Here is a 16,729-nt window from a genome sequence, read left to right as displayed (position 1 = left end):
TCACCTCAATCAGAATATCAAGTGCCAATGTTCAAAAAGTCAGCCCATTGAGCCAAGGCCTGCAAGTCGAGCGCCCGCCACAGCTGCCCCTGTACATCCTGGTATTGACTCCCCAGATGAGCTGCCAAACCTGCGGCTGCGGGAAGCACCTGCACAAAGGCATCGGGGCGGCGCAAACCCACCAGTGCGTCGACCTTGAGCGCCACGTTGCCGGCCAGTTCGGGGTTGAGAGAGATCACACGTGACCCACCGCTGACCCCCTCACCGTGTGCCAGCGACACCCCCAAAAAATCGGCCAGATCCACCACGCCATACAGCACGCCCCGCAAATTTGCCACGCCGATGAACCAGCGTGAGGTGTAGGGTACACGCAACAGTGAGGGCGGTGAAAAAATCTCGCCCGACTGGTGCAAGGGCAACAGATAGCGCCCCTGACCCGCCTCCACTGCCAGCCAGGCCTGTGCTGCGGACTGCTGACGCGCCGTTTGCAGCCGCTCAGCCAAACGGTTTTGCAGATCACGTAGCGCTTGGTGTTTGGACATGGCGGCGTGTCGACTATTCAAGGGCCTTGATTTTTTCCATCAATTCAGCCGCATTGACCGGCTTGGTGATGTAGCCGCGTGCGCCCTGGCGCAGCCCCCATACCCGATCGGTCTCCTGGTTTTTGCTGGTACACAAAATGATCGGAATATGGGCATACAACGGGTTCCGGTTGATCGATCGGGTCAGCTGGAACCCATTCTGACCGGGCATCACCACGTCCATCAGGATCAGGTCAGGTTTGGCATCCGCTAGCCGCTTCAGCGCTTCTTCAGCCCCTTCGGCGGTGCGCACTGACAAGCCGTGGCGCTTGAGCACATCGGACAGGTACAGCAGCTCCGTTTTCGAGTCGTCCACCACCAGCACATTGTGAATCGTCACGGCGCAGTCTCCCCGGGCGCAGCACCATATTGCGCCACCGCCTTGAGCAACTGGTCTTTGGTGAACGGCTTGGTCAGATAGTCCTGTGCGCCCACCATGCGTCCGCGCGCCTTGTCGAACACGCCGTCCTTGGACGACAACATGACGATGGGCACTGCAGAAAAACGGGCATTGCGCTTGATGATGGCGCAGGTCTGGTAGCCGTCAAGCCTGGGCATCAGAATGTCGCAAAAAATCAGGTCCGGGCTGAAGTCGCTGACTTTGGACAGGGCATCAAAACCGTCTTCGGCCAAAATCACCTCGTGTTGACCGGCTTTGAGAAAAATCTCGGCGCTGCGCCGTATCGTGTTACTGTCGTCGATCACGAGAATCTTCAAATTGGATGCCCTCGTATTCACCAGCGTTTACTCCTGAGATGACCACCTGCAAGGGGTGACAGGTTAACTCTTTTTCAGCCCTGCGTCACCGCTAAAACACACCCGACACACCTGGTTTCAAATTTGCACCATCTCAAAGTCCTCTTTGCGCGCGCCACACTCGGGACAAGCCCAGTTCAACGGCAAGGCATGCCACGGTGTTCCTGCGGGTACACCGTGCTCCGGGCAACCCACGGCCTCGTCATAAATCCAGCCACAGATCAGGCACATCCAGGTTGATGTTGGGGTCACGGTGAAACAAGCCTTCCAATAGAATACAAAATTAATATTCAGCTATCAACCGGGTAGCGACAGCCCTTGAGACCCATCATATTCTGCCTGAAGAAATTTTCGCCGCCGCCATGCCCACCGACCCGCTGACCAGCGCCCCGCCAGCCGCCGGTGAAGCCGGTTTTTCTGCCTGCGTGCTGGCTTTCAACGCCAGTGACCCCAGCGGAGCCGGTGGCCAGGCGGCAGACCTTATCGCCAGCGCCTGCGTGGGTGTGCATGCCTTGCCCGTCATGACCGGGGCCTGGGCGCGGGATACGGCGCAGATTTTTGACTTTTATCCTCTCGATGATGAGGCGGTGGCCGAGCAGGCGCGTGCAGTGCTGGAAGATGTCGAGGTGCACGCCATCAAGCTCGGTTTTGCCGGTACGCCAGACAACCTGGGTGTCGTCGCAGCGGTGGCGGCCGACTACGCCGAGCTGCCGCTGATTGCCCATATGCCCGACCTGTCGTGGTGGAGCAACGATGCGATCGACGCCTACCACGAAGCGTTTGTGGATCTGATCATGCCCGAAACGGCGGTGTTGATCGGCAACTACAGTACCCTGCGGCGCTGGCTGCTGCCCGCCTGGCAAGGCGATCGGCCTCCGGGGGCGCGCGACCTCGCCATTGCGGCTGGCGCGCATGGCGCCAGCTACACGCTGGTGACCGGTATCGACCTGGGTGAACGCGGTATCGAGAACAGCCTGGCCTCACCCCAGACCCTGCTGGCCAGCGCTCGCTTTGAGCGCCTGGAGGGCAGCTTTGTAGGTGCTGGCGACACCCTGGCCGCCACTTTTGCTGCGCTGATGGCCAACCGTTACAGCCTGACCGATGCGTTTGCCGAAGCGCTGCAGTACCTGGAAGGCAGCCTGAAAGATGGTTTTCGACCGGGCATGGGGCATGCCCTGCCGGACCGCCTGTTCTGGGCGCAACCGGCTGACGCAGCAACAGATATGGACACCCAGACCGACTCACCCACCGATGCTTTGCAAGCTGATTGAACACGTACCCACCCGACACCATGCCAAATACTGACCAGAACCTCGCCTTATTCGAACGCGCCCGCCACATCATTCCGGGTGGCGTCAATTCACCGGTACGCGCCTTCAAGGCCGTCGGTGGCACGCCGCGCTTTGTGCAGCGCGCCCACGGCGCCTACTTCTGGGACGCCAACAACCAGCGTTTTATCGACTACATCGGCTCCTGGGGGCCGATGATTCTGGGCCACGGTCACCCGGCGGTGCTGGAGGCGGTGCAAAAAGCAGCGCTGGATGGCTTTTCCTTTGGCGCGCCGACCGAGCGCGAGCTGGAGCTGGCCGAAGAAATCCTGCGCCTGGTGCCTTCCATGGACATGGTGCGACTGGTCAGCTCGGGCACTGAGGCCGCCATGAGCACCATCCGCCTGGCACGCGGCGCCACTGGGCGCAGCAAACTGATCAAGTTTGAGGGGTGTTACCACGGCCACGCCGACGCCTTGCTGGTCAAGGCCGGCTCGGGCCTGGCCACGTTTGGCAACGCCACCAGTGCGGGTGTGCCGCCCGAGGTGGTGCAACACACGCTGGTGCTGGAATACAACAACCTGCAGCAGTTGGAAGAAGCGTTCGCGCTGCATGGGCGCGAGCTGGCCTGTCTGATGATCGAGCCGATTGCCGGCAACATGAACTTTGTGCGGGCCAGTGTGCCGTTTGTCAAACGCTGCCGTGAACTGTGCACCGAATATGGTGCCCTGCTGGTCTTCGATGAGGTGATGACCGGTTTTCGGGTGGCGCTCGGCGGTGCGCAAAGTGTCTATGCCCGCAGCATCCCGGGTTTTGAACCCGACCTGACGGTGATGGGCAAAGTCATTGGCGGTGGCATGCCGCTGGCTGCGTTTGGCGGCAAACGCGCAGTGATGGAGCTGATGGCACCGATCGGCCCGGTCTACCAGGCCGGCACGCTGAGCGGCAATCCGATTGCCACCGCCTGTGGCCTCGAAACCCTGCGGCAGATTCAGCAGCCCGGTTTTTTTGACATGCTCTCGCGCAAGACGCGCACCCTGGTGGACGGCCTCAAGGCAGCCGCTGCCGCCAAGGGTGTGCCGTTCAGCGCCGACTGTGAAGGTGGCATGTTCGGTTTCTTCCTGTTCGGACAGTTGCCACAAAACTATGCCACCGTGATGACCACCGACAGCAAACGTTTCAACACCTTGTTCCACGGGCTGCTGGAGCGGGGGATCTACATTGCGCCGGCCTTGTATGAGGCCGGGTTTGTAAGCGCCGCACACAGCGATGATGACATTGTGCAAACCCTGTCCGCGGCAGCCGAGGTCTTTGACTTGTTATCACACAAGCAGCCGTAACCCTTTTGCCATAAAGCGCCAGACTCCTGGCACCTCGATACTCTTGAAACTGAACCGTATGAAACGCATCACTTTTTTGTCCACACTGCTGTGCAGCAGTCTGTGCTTCACCCTGCCGGGTCTGGCCTGGGCGGCAGCCCCCAATGTCACACTGGAAGCGGCACGCACCGCACTCGAGCAATCCAGCGCGTTGGTGGTAGACATCCGCGAACCCAGCGAACACGCCACAGGCGTGGCCAAAGGTGCCGTGCTGATGCCGATTGCGCAGATCTCCAAACGGCTGGGTGAACTGCCCAAACCCGGCGTCAAACCGCTGCTGGTGATCTGCAACACCCAAAACCGCTCCAGCCGCATCGTGGAGCAGTTGCAAGCCATGGGGTATAGCAATGCCAGCTATGTGGTGGGCGGCATGAGCCAGTGGGCGCAGCGCGGCTGGCCCATGGTGAAACCCTGATTTAGCTAAAAATCATAGCTTCTAACGCTTATTGGATAAGCGCTAGAACCTCTTTTGGCATGAATTTGGTGCTAGTGCCGGAAATGCCGCACGCCGCTGAACACCATGGCCACGCCACGTTCGTTGGCGGCGTCGATCACCTCCTGGTCGCGCATGGAGCCACCGGGCTGGATGACGCAGCTGGCACCGGCATCAACCACCACGTCGAGTCCGTCACGGAACGGAAAAAACGCATCACTGGCCACCGCGGTACCGGCCAGAGACAAGCCGGCGGCCTGCGCCTTGATGCTGGCAATGCGGGCCGAGTCCAGCCGACTCATCTGCCCGGCCCCGACACCCATGGTCATGCCGTCTTTGCAGAACACAATGGCGTTGCTCTTGACGTATTTGCCCACCTTCCAGGCAAACAGCAGGTCCTGCAGCTGCGCCTCGGTGGGGGCGAGCCGTGTCACCACCTTGAGGTCAGCCAGCGCCAGTTCGTGGTTGTCGGCGGTCTGCATCAACAGGCCCGAACCCACCCGTTTGACATCCATGGCGTTGCGGCCCTGTTGCCAGGCGCTGGCACCTCCCTGCGGCAGCGCGATTTTCAGAATCCGCACATTGACCTTGCTCTTGAACACGGCCAAAGCCTCGGGGGTGTAATCGGGCGCCATCAGCACCTCGACAAACTGCTTGGATATTTGCAGCGCCGCGCGCTCGTCCAGGGTGGTGTTGAGGGCAATGATGCCGCCAAAAGCCGACGTCGGGTCAGTCTGGAACGCCTTGCTGTATGCCTGCAGTGCATCCACCCCCACGGCCACGCCACAGGGGTTGGCGTGCTTGACGATGACACACGCCGCCCCACCCGAGGCGTCAAAACTCTTCACACATTCCCACGCCGCATCAGCATCGGCAATGTTGTTGTAGCTGAGCTCTTTGCCCTGCAACTGGTCGGCAGTCACCAGCGAACCCGGTGCCGGATACAGGTCACGATAGAACGCCGCGCTCTGGTGCGGGTTTTCGCCGTAACGCAGGTCCTGCAGTTTGATGAAATTGCTGTTGCTCTGCGCCGGAAACAGGTCCGGCACCGGGGTGTTGCCAGCCTCATCAAATTGAATGGCCGACAGGTAGTTGCTGATGGCAGCGTCGTACTGGGCGATGCGGTTGAAGGCCGACACGCTGAGGGCAAACTTGGTCTTGAGCGTGAGTTCCCCGCTGCCTTCCAGTTCCGCCAGCACCTGTGCGTATTGCGAGGCGTCGGTCAGCACCCCCACATCACGCCAGTTCTTGGCCGCGCTGCGCACCATGGCCGGGCCACCAATGTCGATGTTTTCGATCGCGTCCTCCAGCGTGCAGCCCGCCTTGGCGACCGTCGCCTCAAACGGATACAGGTTGACCACCAGCAGCTCGATGGTGTCGATGGCATAGGCCTTGAGTGAGGCCATGTGCTCGGGCAGGTCACGGCGCGCCAGCAGGCCGGCATGAACTTTAGGGTGCAGCGTCTTGACCCGTCCGTCCAGCATCTCGGGAAACCCGGTCAGTTGCGCCACCTCGGTCACCGGCAGACCCTTCTCAGCCAGCAGTTTGGCGGTACCTCCGGTGGAGAACAGCTTGACACCGAGCGCGTGCAACGCCTGGGCAAATTCAACAATACCGGTTTTGTCAGAGACAGAGATGAGTGCATTCATGATGGTGGATTGGAGCGAAACATGGGTTTGAAATACAGGGTGGTCTGGCGGCAGACAAGCTGCCCCAGCCTTCAGTCAATCAGCTTGTGGTCGAGCAGTTTCTTGCGCAAGGTGTTGCGGTTGAGGCCCAGCCACTGGGCGGCTTTGGACTGGTTGTTGTCGGTGCGCTGCATCACCAGCTCAAGCAGCGGCTTTTCGACCACCGACACCACCATGCCATACATGCTGTGCGGCTCGCTGTTGCCCAGATCGCGCAAATAGATTTCCAGATTGCTGCGCACGCAGTCAGCAATATGTGTCGGTTTCATAGTGAGGTCTCCATCTCGTTTTGTTTGTTTTGCATCGCTGCTGCCGGTGTCTGCGCTGGGACACGGTCAAGCCGCTCATTGAGTTCGTCAAAATAATCAGCCACCGCGTCAAGCTGCTCGCCACAATCGTCCAACGTGTTGAGGCGATCACGAAAGGCCTTGGCATCAGGCAGGTTTTTAACATACCATCCCACGTGTTTGCGCGCCGAGCGCACGCCCGCGTATTCACCGTACAGGTCGTAATGGTCCTGCAGATGCGCCAGCATCAGCTGTCTGAGCTCGCTCAGCAGCGGTGGCGCCAACAGGTCGCCGGTGGCCAGAAAGTGGGCCATTTCGCGAAAAATCCACGGACGGCCCTGCGCCGCGCGGCCAATCATCACCGCGTCAGCCCCGGTGGCGGCGAGCACTTCGCGTGCCTTGTGGGCGCTGTCGATGTCGCCATTGGCGACCACCGGAATACGCACCGCCGCCTTGACCTGCGCAATGGTGGCGTACTCGGCTTGGCCACGATAGGCCTGCTCGCGTGTACGGCCATGCACGGTCAGCATGGCCACACCAGCGGACTCGGCGGCGCGGGCGATGCTGACCGCATTGCGCTGGGTCGCTGCCCAGCCGGTACGCATCTTCAGCGTGACCGGCACACCGCGGGGGGCGCAGGCCTGCACCACTGCCGACACAATTTGCAGCGCCAATGCCTCGTCCTGCATCAGCGCCGACCCGGCCCACTTGTTGCAGACCTTTTTGGCCGGGCAGCCCATGTTGATGTCGATCACCTGAGCGCCGTGGTCGATATTGTGCCGGGCGGCATCCGCCATCATCTGTGGCTCGGTGCCGGCAATCTGCACCGCAATCAGCCCGGGTTCACCCTCATGGTTGGCCCGGCGCGAGGTCTTGAGCGAGGTTTGCAGGTCTGGCCGGCTGGTGATCATTTCGCTGACCGCATAACCGGCACCCAACTGCTTGCACAAACGGCGAAAGGGCAGATCCGTCACCCCGGCCATGGGTGCGACAAACAGGCGGTTGGGCAAGGTGTAGGGGCCGAGGTTCATGCTGCGCACATTCTATCTGCTTAAAATTTCAGCAACTCAACCTTGCCGCTTCATGCCCTGGCCGCGACTGTCTACACTGCGGCCTCCATGGACGCCTGGCTGGAAATCCTTCTCTCAACGCTTGCCCTGCCCAAATTCGGACTGAGCACGGTGTTTGTGGTGGCGTTCATTTCGGCGACCTTGCTGCCATTGGGCTCGGAACCCGCCGTCTTTGGCCTGGTCAAACTCAATCCGGATTTGTTCTGGAGTGCCATTGCGGTGGCCACAGCGGGCAACACCCTGGGTGGCGCGGTCAGCTGGTGGATGGGGCTGGCGTCGCACAAGGTGGTGGACCGCTACCACCATTCAGACCACCATCTGCGCGCCCTGGCCTGGCTGGAGAAGCTCGGCCCCAAAGCCTGCCTGCTGGCCTGGCTGCCCCTGGTGGGCGATCCGCTGTGCGCGGTGGCGGGCTGGCTCAAGCTGCCGTTCTGGCCTTGTCTGGCCTATATGGCCGTCGGCAAAGCCCTGCGTTATCTGCTGATGACGGCGTTCCTGCTGGAACTGTTTCCTTCTGTCATTAACCTTTTTTCATAGCATGAAAGTATTGATGATAAAGCGCTGGAGGCGTGAATAATCACGAACTGAACAGGAAGTTCATGACGTCGCCGTCTTTCACCACATACTCCTTGCCCTCGCTGCGCATCTTGCCGGCATCCTTGGCCCCCTGCTCGCCCTTGAAGGCAATGAAGTCGTCATAGGCGATGGTCTGGGCGCGGATATAACCCTTCTCAAAATCAGTATGGATCACGCCCGCGGCCTGCGGGCCGGTATCGCCTTTGCGGATGGTCCAGGCGCGCACCTCCTTGACGCCCGCGGTGAAATAGGTCTGCAGACCCAGCAGGTCGTAAGCGGCACGGATCAGCCGGTTCAGCCCCGGCTCGTGCAAGCCCATTTCTTCGAGAAACAGCAGCCGGTCTTCGTCACTCATGTCGGCCATCTCGGCCTCGAGTTTGGCGCTGATCGCCACCACCGGGGCATTTTGTGCGGCGGCGTAATCTTTCAGCCGGTCCAGGTAGGGGTTGTGCTCAAACCCGTCTTCGGCCACGTTGGCCACAAACATCGCCGGTTTGGCCGTGATCAAAAAGAACTGTTTCAACAGCGGCAGGTCTTCTTTGGAAAAGTCGAGCGTGCGCACCGGCTTGGCTTCGTTCAGCGCGGCCTGGCAGCGCTCCAGAATGGCCACCAGCTTGGCCGCTTCCTTGTCGCCGCCAGATTTGGCGACCTTCTGGTAACGCGCCAAAGACTTCTCAACTGTGCTCAGGTCGGCCAGGCACAACTCGGTCTGGATGACTTCAATGTCAGAGATCGGATCGACCCGGCCCGCCACATGCACCACGTTGTCGTCTTCAAAACAGCGCACCACGTTCACCGTGGCATCGGTCTCGCGAATATGCGCCAGAAACTTGTTGCCCAGGCCCTCACCGGTGCTGGCACCCGCCACCAGACCGGCGATGTCGACAAACTCGACGATGGCGCGCTGGATTTTCTGCGGGTTGACAATGGCCGCGAGCGCATCAAGCCGCGCATCGGGCACTTCCACAATGCCGACATTGGGCTCGATGGTGCAAAAGGGGTAGTTTTCTGCCGCAATACCCGCTTTGGTCAGCGCGTTGAACAGGGTCGATTTACCGACGTTGGGCAAGCCCACGATGCCACATTTCATAAAAATCCTCCAAAATCAATACGCGATGGCAGCTCGAACCCCATGTGCACAGGGTTTCAGCGCCTATGCGCGCAGGCAACATGGAAAAAAGGGGGACAGGACAGACACCCCTGCCCGCCCTCTGGCTGCGCCTGTCCTGATGTCAGTCCCACAAGATGGGTGGCGATTGTAATGATCCGTGCGTTTTGGCCGAAACCCGCCATGGACGCCCACCCAGGAGGTTCCGACTAGCCCAAAAACTTGCTCCAGGTGCCAATGTTGTACACATTCTGGTAGCCATTTTTTTTCAGCAGGAACCTGGCCATGCCGCTGCGAGTGCCACTGGCGCAGCAGACCACCACCGGCGCGGTTTTGGGAATCTCGCTGAGGCGGCTGCCCAGTTCCTGCAGGGGGATGTTGATGGTGCCTGGGGCGTTGCCATGTGCAAATTCACCCGCAGAGCGCACATCCACCAGGGTTGCGCCTTTCAACTTGAGTTCTGGCAACATGGCGACCACCCGCCTGGAGTTCCACCACTTGTAGCCAAACCAGAGCACCAGTGCCATGAAGGGCCAGTACTGCCCGAATAAATTCCCGATATCCATAAAACTCCTCACTTGACGCAAAAAACCGCAGTATCGGTGAGTTGAATCAGCACTCCTACAATTCAGACATGACACATCATTTTGATATTTGCATCCGTGGTGGTGGCATTGTGGGGCACACGCTGGCGCTGCTGCTGGCGCGTGAGCGCCTGCGTGTCGGCTTGGTCACCCAAAGCCCCGCCGTGACCGGCACGCCGGCGCCCGACGTGCGCGCCTATGCACTCAACGCCAAGTCGCAGGCTCTGCTGGAGTCAGTACGCTGCTGGCCCGATGCCCATCACGCCACCGCTGTGACCCACATGTGTGTACGGGGTGACGATGGGGGAGAAGTGAATTTCTCGTCGCTTGATCTGGATGTTGCGGCCCTGACCTGGATTGTCGATGTGCCGGCACTGGAGGCCCAGCTGGCTGAGGCGGTGCGTTTTCAGCCACAGATCGAGTTGCTTGAGGCGCCAGTGCCGGCCACGTTGACCGTGGTGTGTGAGGGCAAGGCCAGCCGTAGTCGAGAGGAACTCGGGGTTGAATTTGTGGTGTCGCGCTACCCGCAGCACGCCATTGCAACCCGCCTGCAATGTGAGTTGCCCCACGCACAGATGGCACGCCAGTGGTTCACGCCCGGCGAAATTTTGGCGTTTTTGCCTTTGCAAGGATCACAAGGCCATGAAGTGGCGATCGTGTGGTCGGTGCAGGAAGCGCGGACACAAGACTTGCTGGAGGCCAGCGAGGAAGATTTTTGTGCCGAGTTGCAAGACATCAGTGGCGCTTGTCTGGGCAAACTGGCGCTCAGTGGTCCGCGCAAGGCCTGGCCGCTACAGTCGGCTCAAGCCAGTCGCTGGATCGGCCACACCCTGGGCCAGGCCTGGGCGCTGGCAGGTGATGCGGCGCACAACGTGCATCCGCTGGCCGGGCAGGGCCTGAACCTGGGCTTGGGCGATGTGGCCGAGTTGGCGGCCGTCCTGCATGGCCGCGAATACTGGCGAAGCGTGGCTGACCACAAGCTGCTGCGCCGCTACGAGCGGGCGCGCCGCACCGAGGTGACTGCCACCGCGGCGGCCATGGACACCTTGCAGCAGCTGTTTTACAAAGATGGCAACACCTGGCAAAACCTGCGCAACTGGGGCATGAAGGGGTTCGAGCGCAGCGGATTTGCCAAAGAACGCGCCGCGCGTTATGCCATGGGCCTGTAATCAAGATTGAACCAATCCTTATGAAATCACTTCACATGACCCTGCTGGGCTGCGCTTTGCTGCTGAGCAGCGGGCTGCAGGCGCAGGAAGCGGCCATTCGCAAAAACCTGGCCGAGCGCATACCGCAGCTGGAAAAAATTGATGAGGTGAGCAAGACACCGGTCGATGGGCTGTTTGAAGTGCGCGTCAACGGCACGGACATCTACTACACCGACTCCCAGGCCAACTACCTGATCCAGGGCAATCTGATCGATACCAAGCAGCGGCGCAACCTCACCGAAGAGCGGGTGGATAAGTTGACCGCCATTGTGTTTGATGATTTGCCGCTCAAGGATGCCTTTACCATCGTGCGCGGCAATGGCAAACGCAAACTTGCGGTGTTCGAAGACCCCAACTGCGGTTACTGCAAACGCTTTGAAGAGGGCCTGCAAAAGGTCAACAACATCACCATCCACATGTTTTTGTATCCGGTGCTGGGGCAGAAATCTATCGAGACCTCGAAAAACATCTGGTGCGCCAAAGACAAGGGCAAAGCCTGGCAGGACTGGATGCTCAACGATGTGGAACCCGCCGCTGCCAAATGCGACACCCAGGCCGTCGATCGCAATGTCAAGCTGGGCAAAAAGTACAAGGTCACGGGGACACCCACGCTGGTGTTTGCCGATGGCTCCCGGGTCCCCGGTGCCATTGGTGCTGACCAGGTGGAACAACGTCTGACACTGGTGACCAACCCCAAATGACAGCTGCCACGCGGTCTGTGCGCGCCCCGACTGTCTGCTACGCGGTGGCGGTGCACAGCCTGCACGCCCATTTGTTCGCGATCACCGTGACCATCACACGACCGGCGGCACGGCAGGTGGTCAGCCTGCCGACCTGGATTGCCGGCAGCTACCTTTTGCGCGAGTTTTCCAAACACCTGCAAGGTCTGCAAGCGCGCCAGGACGGCAAGGCGCTCACCGTGCAACAGCTTGACAAATGCACTTGGCAGATCGACTGTCAACCCGGCAAAACGCTGGCACTGAGCTACATGGTGTATGCGCTGGATGCCTCGGTACGCACCGCCTGGCTGGACACCGAACGCGGTTTTTTCAACGGAACCAGTGTGTGCCTGAAGGTGCACGGTCAGGAAGGGCGGCCACACCGGCTGCAGGTGATCAACGATGGCTTGCCCGCTGACTGGCAAATGGCGTGCAGCCTGCGCGCCGAAACCACCGCAGCCAATGGTTTTGGCAGCTATGTGGCAGGGGATTACGATGAGCTTGTGGATTCGCCGGTGGAGTTGGGGGCGTTCTGGAGCGGCTCCTTTGCGGCAGGGGGCATTGTGCACCGGCTGGTGGTGGCCGGCGCCCCGGCCAGTTTTGATGGTGAACGCCTGCTCAAGGACACCCAGGCGATTTGTGAAACAGAGATCAGCTTCTGGCATGGTCATGGCCGCCGAACCAGGCGATCAAAACCAGGGCATGACCGCTATGTCTTCATGCTCAGTGCCACAGACAATGGTTATGGCGGCCTGGAGCACCGCCACAGCACTGCGCTGATTTGCAAGCGCTCGGATCTGCCAAAGCGAGACCAGGCGACAGATTTGGCTGCGACTGACGGCTACACCACCCTGCTTGGCCTGATCAGCCACGAGTACTTTCACACCTGGAGCGTCAAACGACTGCGCCCGGCAGAATTTGCAAGCTATGACTACAGCCGCGAGAACTACACCGAGCTGTTGTGGTTTTTTGAGGGGTTTACCAGCTACTACGACGACTTGCTGTTGCGCCGCGCCGGCTTGATCGATGATGCCACCTACCTCAATCTGCTGGCAAAAACCATCCACCAAGTCCTGCAAACGCCCGGGCGGCAACTGCAAAGTGTGGCACAGGCAAGTTTTGATGCCTGGATCAAATACTACCGTCCTGACGAAAACACGGTGAACGCCACTGTCAGTTACTACACCAAAGGGGCACTGGTGGCCCTGTGTCTGGACCTGAGTCTGCGCCAAAGTGGCCGCACCAGCCTGGACGCCGTGATGCGCGAACTTTGGTCGCGCTGCCAGGGTGGCCCCATGACGGAGGCCGATCTGCTGGCAACGCTGCAAGCGCTGTCGGGGCAGTCTTTTGCCGCTCAGCTGACCGATTGGGTCCACGGCACCGACGATCTGCCGGTGCAGCCGTTGTTGCAGAGCCTGGGGATCGCCTACACCGAAGAGAAGGCACTCTGGGCCGATCAGTTGGGACTGCGGGTGAGTGAACAGGGTGGCATTCGCATCAAATCGGTGCTGCGTGACAGTGTTGCAGAGCAAGCGGGTTTTGCGGCCGGTGACGAATGGCTTGGCATTGAGGTGGGCCAGGGTCACCCGGCGCAAGGCTGGCGAATGAACAAACTCGACGACCTGGCGCTGTACCTTGGCGACCAGCAGAACTTTACTGCGCTGGTGGCGCGCGACCAACGCCTTTGCCATTTGAAGGTCAAGCTGACGCTGACAGCCAAGTTGGTCAAACTGGGCGTCAACGACCTGGCCTTGGCCACACCCTGGCTGGCCGGAACGGCGGTATAACACGACAACTCACCAACCAAGAGACCCCACCATGAACTACGAACTGATCACTGTGCGCACCGAGGCCAGCAAAGTCGGCATCATCACCCTGAACCGCCCCAAACAGCTCAACGCCCTCAACGACCAGTTGATGACCGAGCTGGGTCAAGCCCTGCAGGCATTTGATGCCGATACGGCCATCGCCTGCATGATTGTCACGGGCAGCGAAAAGGCGTTTGCCGCAGGGGCCGACATTGGCGGCATGGCCCAATACAGTTTCGCCGACGTTTACAAGGGTGACTTCATTACCCGCAACTGGGAGCAAATCCGCGCGGTGCGCAAACCGGTCATCGCAGCAGTGAGTGGTTTTGCCCTGGGTGGTGGCTGTGAGCTGGCGATGATGTGTGACTTCATCATCGCGGCCGACAACGCCCGGTTTGGGCAGCCCGAGATCAAATTGGGCATCATCCCCGGGGCCGGCGGCACGCAGCGTCTGCCCCGGGCGGTTGGCAAGGCCAAAGCCATGGACCTGGCATTGACCGGCCGCATGATGGATGCCACAGAGGCCGAGCGGGCGGGTCTGGTCAGTCGTGTGGTGCCGTTGGACAAACTGATGGACGAGGCACTGGGCGCTGCACTGATGATCGGTGAGTATTCTCAAATTGCCACCATCGCCGCCAAAGAGTCGATCAACCGCGCCTTTGAAAGTGGTTTGAGCGACGGTGTGATGTTTGAGCGACGGCTGTTTCACGCCCTGTTTGCCACGGCTGACCAGAAAGAAGGGATGGACGCGTTTGTGAGCAAACGCAAGGCCGTTTTCACGCACAGCTAAGCCAGCCATATACCCCTGAGGTTGGCAAACCATCCGGGTCTTACCAGCAAAAAGAGGCCCCGATACATGGCTATAATGCTGCCTCGCTGGTGATATAGCTCAGTTGGTTAGAGCGCAGCATTCATAATGCTGATGTCGGTGGTTCAAATCCACCTATCACCACCAGTCATTTTTAGCCAAACTCTTTTCAGTTTGGCTTTTCTTTTTCTAAATCCCCAACGTTTTCAAACACTTACAGCAGCTGCCACTTGAGTGTTTTGCTACTAAATTTGTGCCATTTTGGGCCACCGTAGGCTGCACTTCACACTCTGAGCTGAGTCATCCCAATGTAGTCTGAAAAGCGATGTGATATGGCACAGCAATTGAAGGTTGCCCAATGAGACAGCCAAGCGGTACGTCAAACAAGTGCATATTCATTTTCTTGAAGTCTCTTCGTTAGAGGGCAATCTCCAACTGCCCTGGCTCGAGCATCAAAAACTGGGCGAATCGGCCTTCTTTGCGATTGCCGTCGTCACTGACGATGATAATTTTTGGCGCTCCATCAATGACTGCCGGGCATAGTCCTTCCGCGCGCTCCAAACTTGGCAAGCCTGCAACTGAGACGCGCCGTGCGGGTGCATCGGGTTGGCCGCTCCAGAACCAAAGCCCGAACGCCTCTTGTCCACGAGAGGCTGGACCGCTGATAAGAAGGTAACCATTTATCGAGGCAACGAAGGTCATCCCGCGAATTCCCTGTCCACCAAGATCCAGTAGCTGAAGAGTTGCTGCGACCTTTGGCGGCGCTTCGATTTCAAACATCTCCGTTGGATTCTCAACGCTGGCAACAATGGCAAAGCTGCCCTGCAAAGGGCTGCGAAAACCCAGCAATAACCTTTGCCGGTCCGCGCTGATCTCCAGCGCTTCGATGTTGAGTCCGTCGCCAGACTTGACGTCTTCAAATCGCGCGGCGCTAGCAAGCAGTGGATGCGCCGCGATCAAGGCACGTTTGAGCCCATCCACCACGACCATATCGGTCACCCGATCACCCTCGATACGAAAGCGCACCAATCTTCCACGTGCCTTCTTCTCGTCGCCATCTTCGGTGCGCGAATGCGATGTGACCGCGTACAGGTAACCCAGGTTATCTATCGCAAGCCCTTCGAGGTCGTCAAGTTTCCAGAACGGGTTGCTGGATTGAAACCACCCAGGTCCCAGTGGTTTGCTTTCAAAATCGTTTTCCAAGCCAATGTTGACCAGGCTGAAGGAGTGCTGCTTTTCATCTTCAACCACCAGGAAACGCCCGTCTGCAAGTTGCTGAATCGCAGAGGGTTCGTACAGGCCCGTCATGCGCAGAAATGTGGGAACGGAACTGGTCTTCATGACCGTCATTTTGTCTCAATAAAAACTTTGGGTTGGCAGGTATCTGTCTAGAACACGACTCTGGCGTTTGCCTCGCGTACTGCGTGCCTCGGCCGGTGGTGATGTCGGATGACTTGAAGGCGGCGTCAGCCGAGTACTTAAATTCCGTTTGTGCCCCGGCCAAGGTTGTTCAAGGTCAAAGCGAGGGCAAGGGAATTTCACGACACTATCGACCATGAGCGATTCTTTACAAGGCAGTCATGATCTCAGAAACATCAAAGTGCTGGTGATTGATGATGACCCCATCATCCGCGAGTTTCTCGAAACCACCCTGAAAAACCTGCATGTTCAAGCGATTCGAAGCTGTGCTGACGGGTTCGATGCGCTAAAGGTGATGGCAAGCTTTTCACCGTCGGTGATATTGACGGACATTCACATGAAACCCATCGACGGCTTTGAGTTTGTTCGACGATTGCGAGCTGATATCAATCCGGTGCGCCGGGACATCCCCGTCATCTTCCTGAGCTCCGACTCCAGCCCTGATACGCTAAAAAGTGCTCTACCCCTGCATGCAAGTGGTTACATCGTGAAGCCACCCTGTGCTGAAACGCTCAGGGCAAAGCTTGTGCATGCCATGCATCCCCACTATTGAGTGGCTTCTAGTAAGGCAAAGGCCATCCGCATGTGAGACATTTGCGGCAGGACTGCCCACGCTACTGGCCACCCTGCATCTGACCCGACATGAGCGTCACGACCCCGGCTTGGCCGTCTGAACTACCCGTACCAGTGAATTTGCCACATCCTTGGCCAAGATGGCACGGTAGTTCACCGGGACGAGTGGCCGCCGGCGGCGAGTTAGCCACACGCGAATCCCCTCGCCCGTACGGTCAGTTTGGCCGAGAACTTTCCTGTTGCCGTCCAGCAATGAAGGCCGAGCAATCACCAAACTTGTCAACCCCATGCTGGATAGGGCATATTCCATCTCACCTTTGACACGGTTGTAGAAAACTGCTTGACGTCAACTATCCTGACCGCTCGGCGACAACTATCCTGGCCGGTGGAAGCGGGGGATGAATTCAATGCGTTATTTGGTTGAGTTGGCCTTTCTCGCTGGTGTTGTCATGGCCTGCGCTGAA

Annotated in this window: 19 protein-coding genes and 1 tRNA gene; 10 read left to right on the top strand and 10 right to left on the bottom strand. The window is 59.2% G+C overall.

All coding sequences use genetic code 11. From position 1 onward, the window contains the following. Positions 1-17 precede the first annotated feature (17 nt). From KBF66_RS11405 to KBF66_RS11390, 4 genes are all read right to left on the bottom strand, one after another. Positions 18-542 (bottom strand): chemotaxis protein CheW, encoded by a 525-nt coding sequence (locus KBF66_RS11405; RefSeq protein ID WP_296656530.1) that lies wholly within the window; start codon positions 540-542, stop codon positions 18-20. Between the two features lie 13 nt (positions 543-555). Beyond that, positions 556-921 (bottom strand): response regulator, encoded by a 366-nt coding sequence (locus KBF66_RS11400; RefSeq protein ID WP_296656528.1) that lies wholly within the window; start codon positions 919-921, stop codon positions 556-558. After that, the gene (locus tag KBF66_RS11395) at positions 918-1,319 is read right to left on the bottom strand and encodes a response regulator (RefSeq protein ID WP_296656526.1); all 402 of its coding nucleotides are present in this window, start codon (positions 1,317-1,319) and stop codon (positions 918-920) included. Before KBF66_RS11395 ends, KBF66_RS11400 begins: the two co-directional genes overlap by 4 nt. Positions 1,320-1,415: 96 nt before the next feature. Further along, on the bottom strand, positions 1,416-1,589 hold the full coding sequence (locus tag KBF66_RS11390; protein ID WP_296656524.1) for a rubredoxin: 174 nt from the start codon (positions 1,587-1,589) through the stop codon (positions 1,416-1,418). A gap of 110 nt (positions 1,590-1,699) precedes the next feature. Between KBF66_RS11390 and KBF66_RS11385 the strand changes: the two genes are divergently transcribed. Genes KBF66_RS11385 through KBF66_RS11375 form a run of 3 tightly spaced genes read left to right on the top strand, consistent with a single transcriptional unit; the run spans position 1,700 to position 4,399 of the window. Next, positions 1,700-2,608 (top strand): bifunctional hydroxymethylpyrimidine kinase/phosphomethylpyrimidine kinase, encoded by a 909-nt coding sequence (locus tag KBF66_RS11385; RefSeq protein ID WP_296656522.1) that lies wholly within the window; start codon positions 1,700-1,702, stop codon positions 2,606-2,608. Between the two features lie 20 nt (positions 2,609-2,628). Next, positions 2,629-3,945, top strand: a complete 1,317-nt coding sequence (gene hemL / locus KBF66_RS11380) for a glutamate-1-semialdehyde 2,1-aminomutase (protein ID WP_296656520.1) — start codon at positions 2,629-2,631, stop codon at positions 3,943-3,945. Between the two features lie 58 nt (positions 3,946-4,003). Then, complete coding sequence (locus tag KBF66_RS11375) at positions 4,004-4,399, top strand: rhodanese-like domain-containing protein (protein ID WP_296656517.1); 396 nt, start codon at positions 4,004-4,006, stop codon at positions 4,397-4,399. 71 nt (positions 4,400-4,470) lie between these two features. Here the strand turns inward: KBF66_RS11375 and purH are convergent, their stop codons facing one another. The 3 genes from purH to dusB all read right to left on the bottom strand — a co-directional run bounded on the left by purH (position 4,471) and on the right by dusB (position 7,423). After that, a complete protein-coding gene (gene purH / locus KBF66_RS11370) occupies positions 4,471-6,066 on the bottom strand; it encodes a bifunctional phosphoribosylaminoimidazolecarboxamide formyltransferase/IMP cyclohydrolase (RefSeq protein WP_296656515.1) in 1,596 nt (531 codons plus the stop codon). Positions 6,067-6,137: 71 nt separating this feature from the next. Next, positions 6,138-6,374, bottom strand: coding sequence for a helix-turn-helix domain-containing protein (locus KBF66_RS11365; RefSeq protein ID WP_296656513.1), 237 nt, complete (start codon positions 6,372-6,374; stop codon positions 6,138-6,140). Further along, a complete protein-coding gene (dusB, locus tag KBF66_RS11360) occupies positions 6,371-7,423 on the bottom strand; it encodes a tRNA dihydrouridine synthase DusB (RefSeq protein WP_296656510.1) in 1,053 nt (350 codons plus the stop codon). The genes KBF66_RS11365 and dusB overlap by 4 nt, the downstream gene beginning before the upstream one ends. A gap of 87 nt (positions 7,424-7,510) precedes the next feature. Between dusB and KBF66_RS11355 the strand changes: the two genes are divergently transcribed. Continuing rightward, complete coding sequence (locus KBF66_RS11355; RefSeq protein WP_296656560.1) at positions 7,511-7,999, top strand: YqaA family protein; 489 nt, start codon at positions 7,511-7,513, stop codon at positions 7,997-7,999. A gap of 40 nt (positions 8,000-8,039) precedes the next feature. Here the strand turns inward: KBF66_RS11355 and ychF are convergent, their stop codons facing one another. Both ychF and KBF66_RS11345 read right to left on the bottom strand, forming a co-directional pair. Further along, on the bottom strand, positions 8,040-9,134 hold the full coding sequence (gene ychF, locus KBF66_RS11350; RefSeq protein WP_296656558.1) for a redox-regulated ATPase YchF: 1,095 nt from the start codon (positions 9,132-9,134) through the stop codon (positions 8,040-8,042). Positions 9,135-9,355: 221 nt separating this feature from the next. Further along, a complete protein-coding gene (locus KBF66_RS11345; RefSeq protein WP_296656507.1) occupies positions 9,356-9,712 on the bottom strand; it encodes a rhodanese-like domain-containing protein in 357 nt (118 codons plus the stop codon). Between the two features lie 68 nt (positions 9,713-9,780). Between KBF66_RS11345 and KBF66_RS11340 the strand changes: the two genes are divergently transcribed. The 5 genes from KBF66_RS11340 (at position 9,781) to KBF66_RS11320 (ending at position 14,420) form a co-directional block, all read left to right on the top strand. Further along, positions 9,781-10,899: an FAD-dependent monooxygenase gene (locus KBF66_RS11340; RefSeq protein ID WP_296656504.1), complete on the top strand. Its 1,119-nt coding sequence runs from the start codon at positions 9,781-9,783 to the stop codon at positions 10,897-10,899. Positions 10,900-10,919: 20 nt separating this feature from the next. Then, positions 10,920-11,639, top strand: a complete 720-nt coding sequence (locus KBF66_RS11335) for a DsbC family protein (RefSeq protein WP_296656502.1) — start codon at positions 10,920-10,922, stop codon at positions 11,637-11,639. Further along, on the top strand, positions 11,636-13,444 hold the full coding sequence (locus KBF66_RS11330) for a peptidase M61 (RefSeq protein WP_296656500.1): 1,809 nt from the start codon (positions 11,636-11,638) through the stop codon (positions 13,442-13,444). The genes KBF66_RS11335 and KBF66_RS11330 overlap by 4 nt, the downstream gene beginning before the upstream one ends. A 31-nt stretch (positions 13,445-13,475) precedes the next feature. Continuing rightward, positions 13,476-14,255 carry an enoyl-CoA hydratase gene (locus tag KBF66_RS11325; RefSeq protein WP_296656499.1) on the top strand — a complete coding sequence of 260 codons (780 nt, stop codon included), beginning with the start codon at positions 13,476-13,478 and terminating at the stop codon, positions 14,253-14,255. An 88-nt stretch (positions 14,256-14,343) separates the two neighbouring features. After that, a tRNA-Met gene (locus tag KBF66_RS11320) sits at positions 14,344-14,420 on the top strand. 270 nt (positions 14,421-14,690) lie between these two features. Here the strand turns inward: KBF66_RS11320 and KBF66_RS11315 are convergent. Beyond that, positions 14,691-15,614, bottom strand: coding sequence for a DUF3616 domain-containing protein (locus tag KBF66_RS11315; protein ID WP_296656497.1), 924 nt, complete (start codon positions 15,612-15,614; stop codon positions 14,691-14,693). A 214-nt stretch (positions 15,615-15,828) separates the two neighbouring features. Here KBF66_RS11315 and KBF66_RS11310 point away from each other — a divergent pair, with 214 nt between their 5' ends. Next, positions 15,829-16,245, top strand: coding sequence for a response regulator (locus KBF66_RS11310; protein WP_296656495.1), 417 nt, complete (start codon positions 15,829-15,831; stop codon positions 16,243-16,245). Positions 16,246-16,729 lie beyond the last annotated feature (484 nt).

The sequence above is a fragment of the Rhodoferax sp. genome, from assembly GCF_018063565.1.
In the GTDB taxonomy this organism is placed as follows: Bacteria; Pseudomonadota; Gammaproteobacteria; order Burkholderiales; family Burkholderiaceae_C; genus Rhodoferax.
Note: the sequence above shows the minus strand (reverse complement) of the source record. Positions and strands in the feature narration are given on the sequence as shown.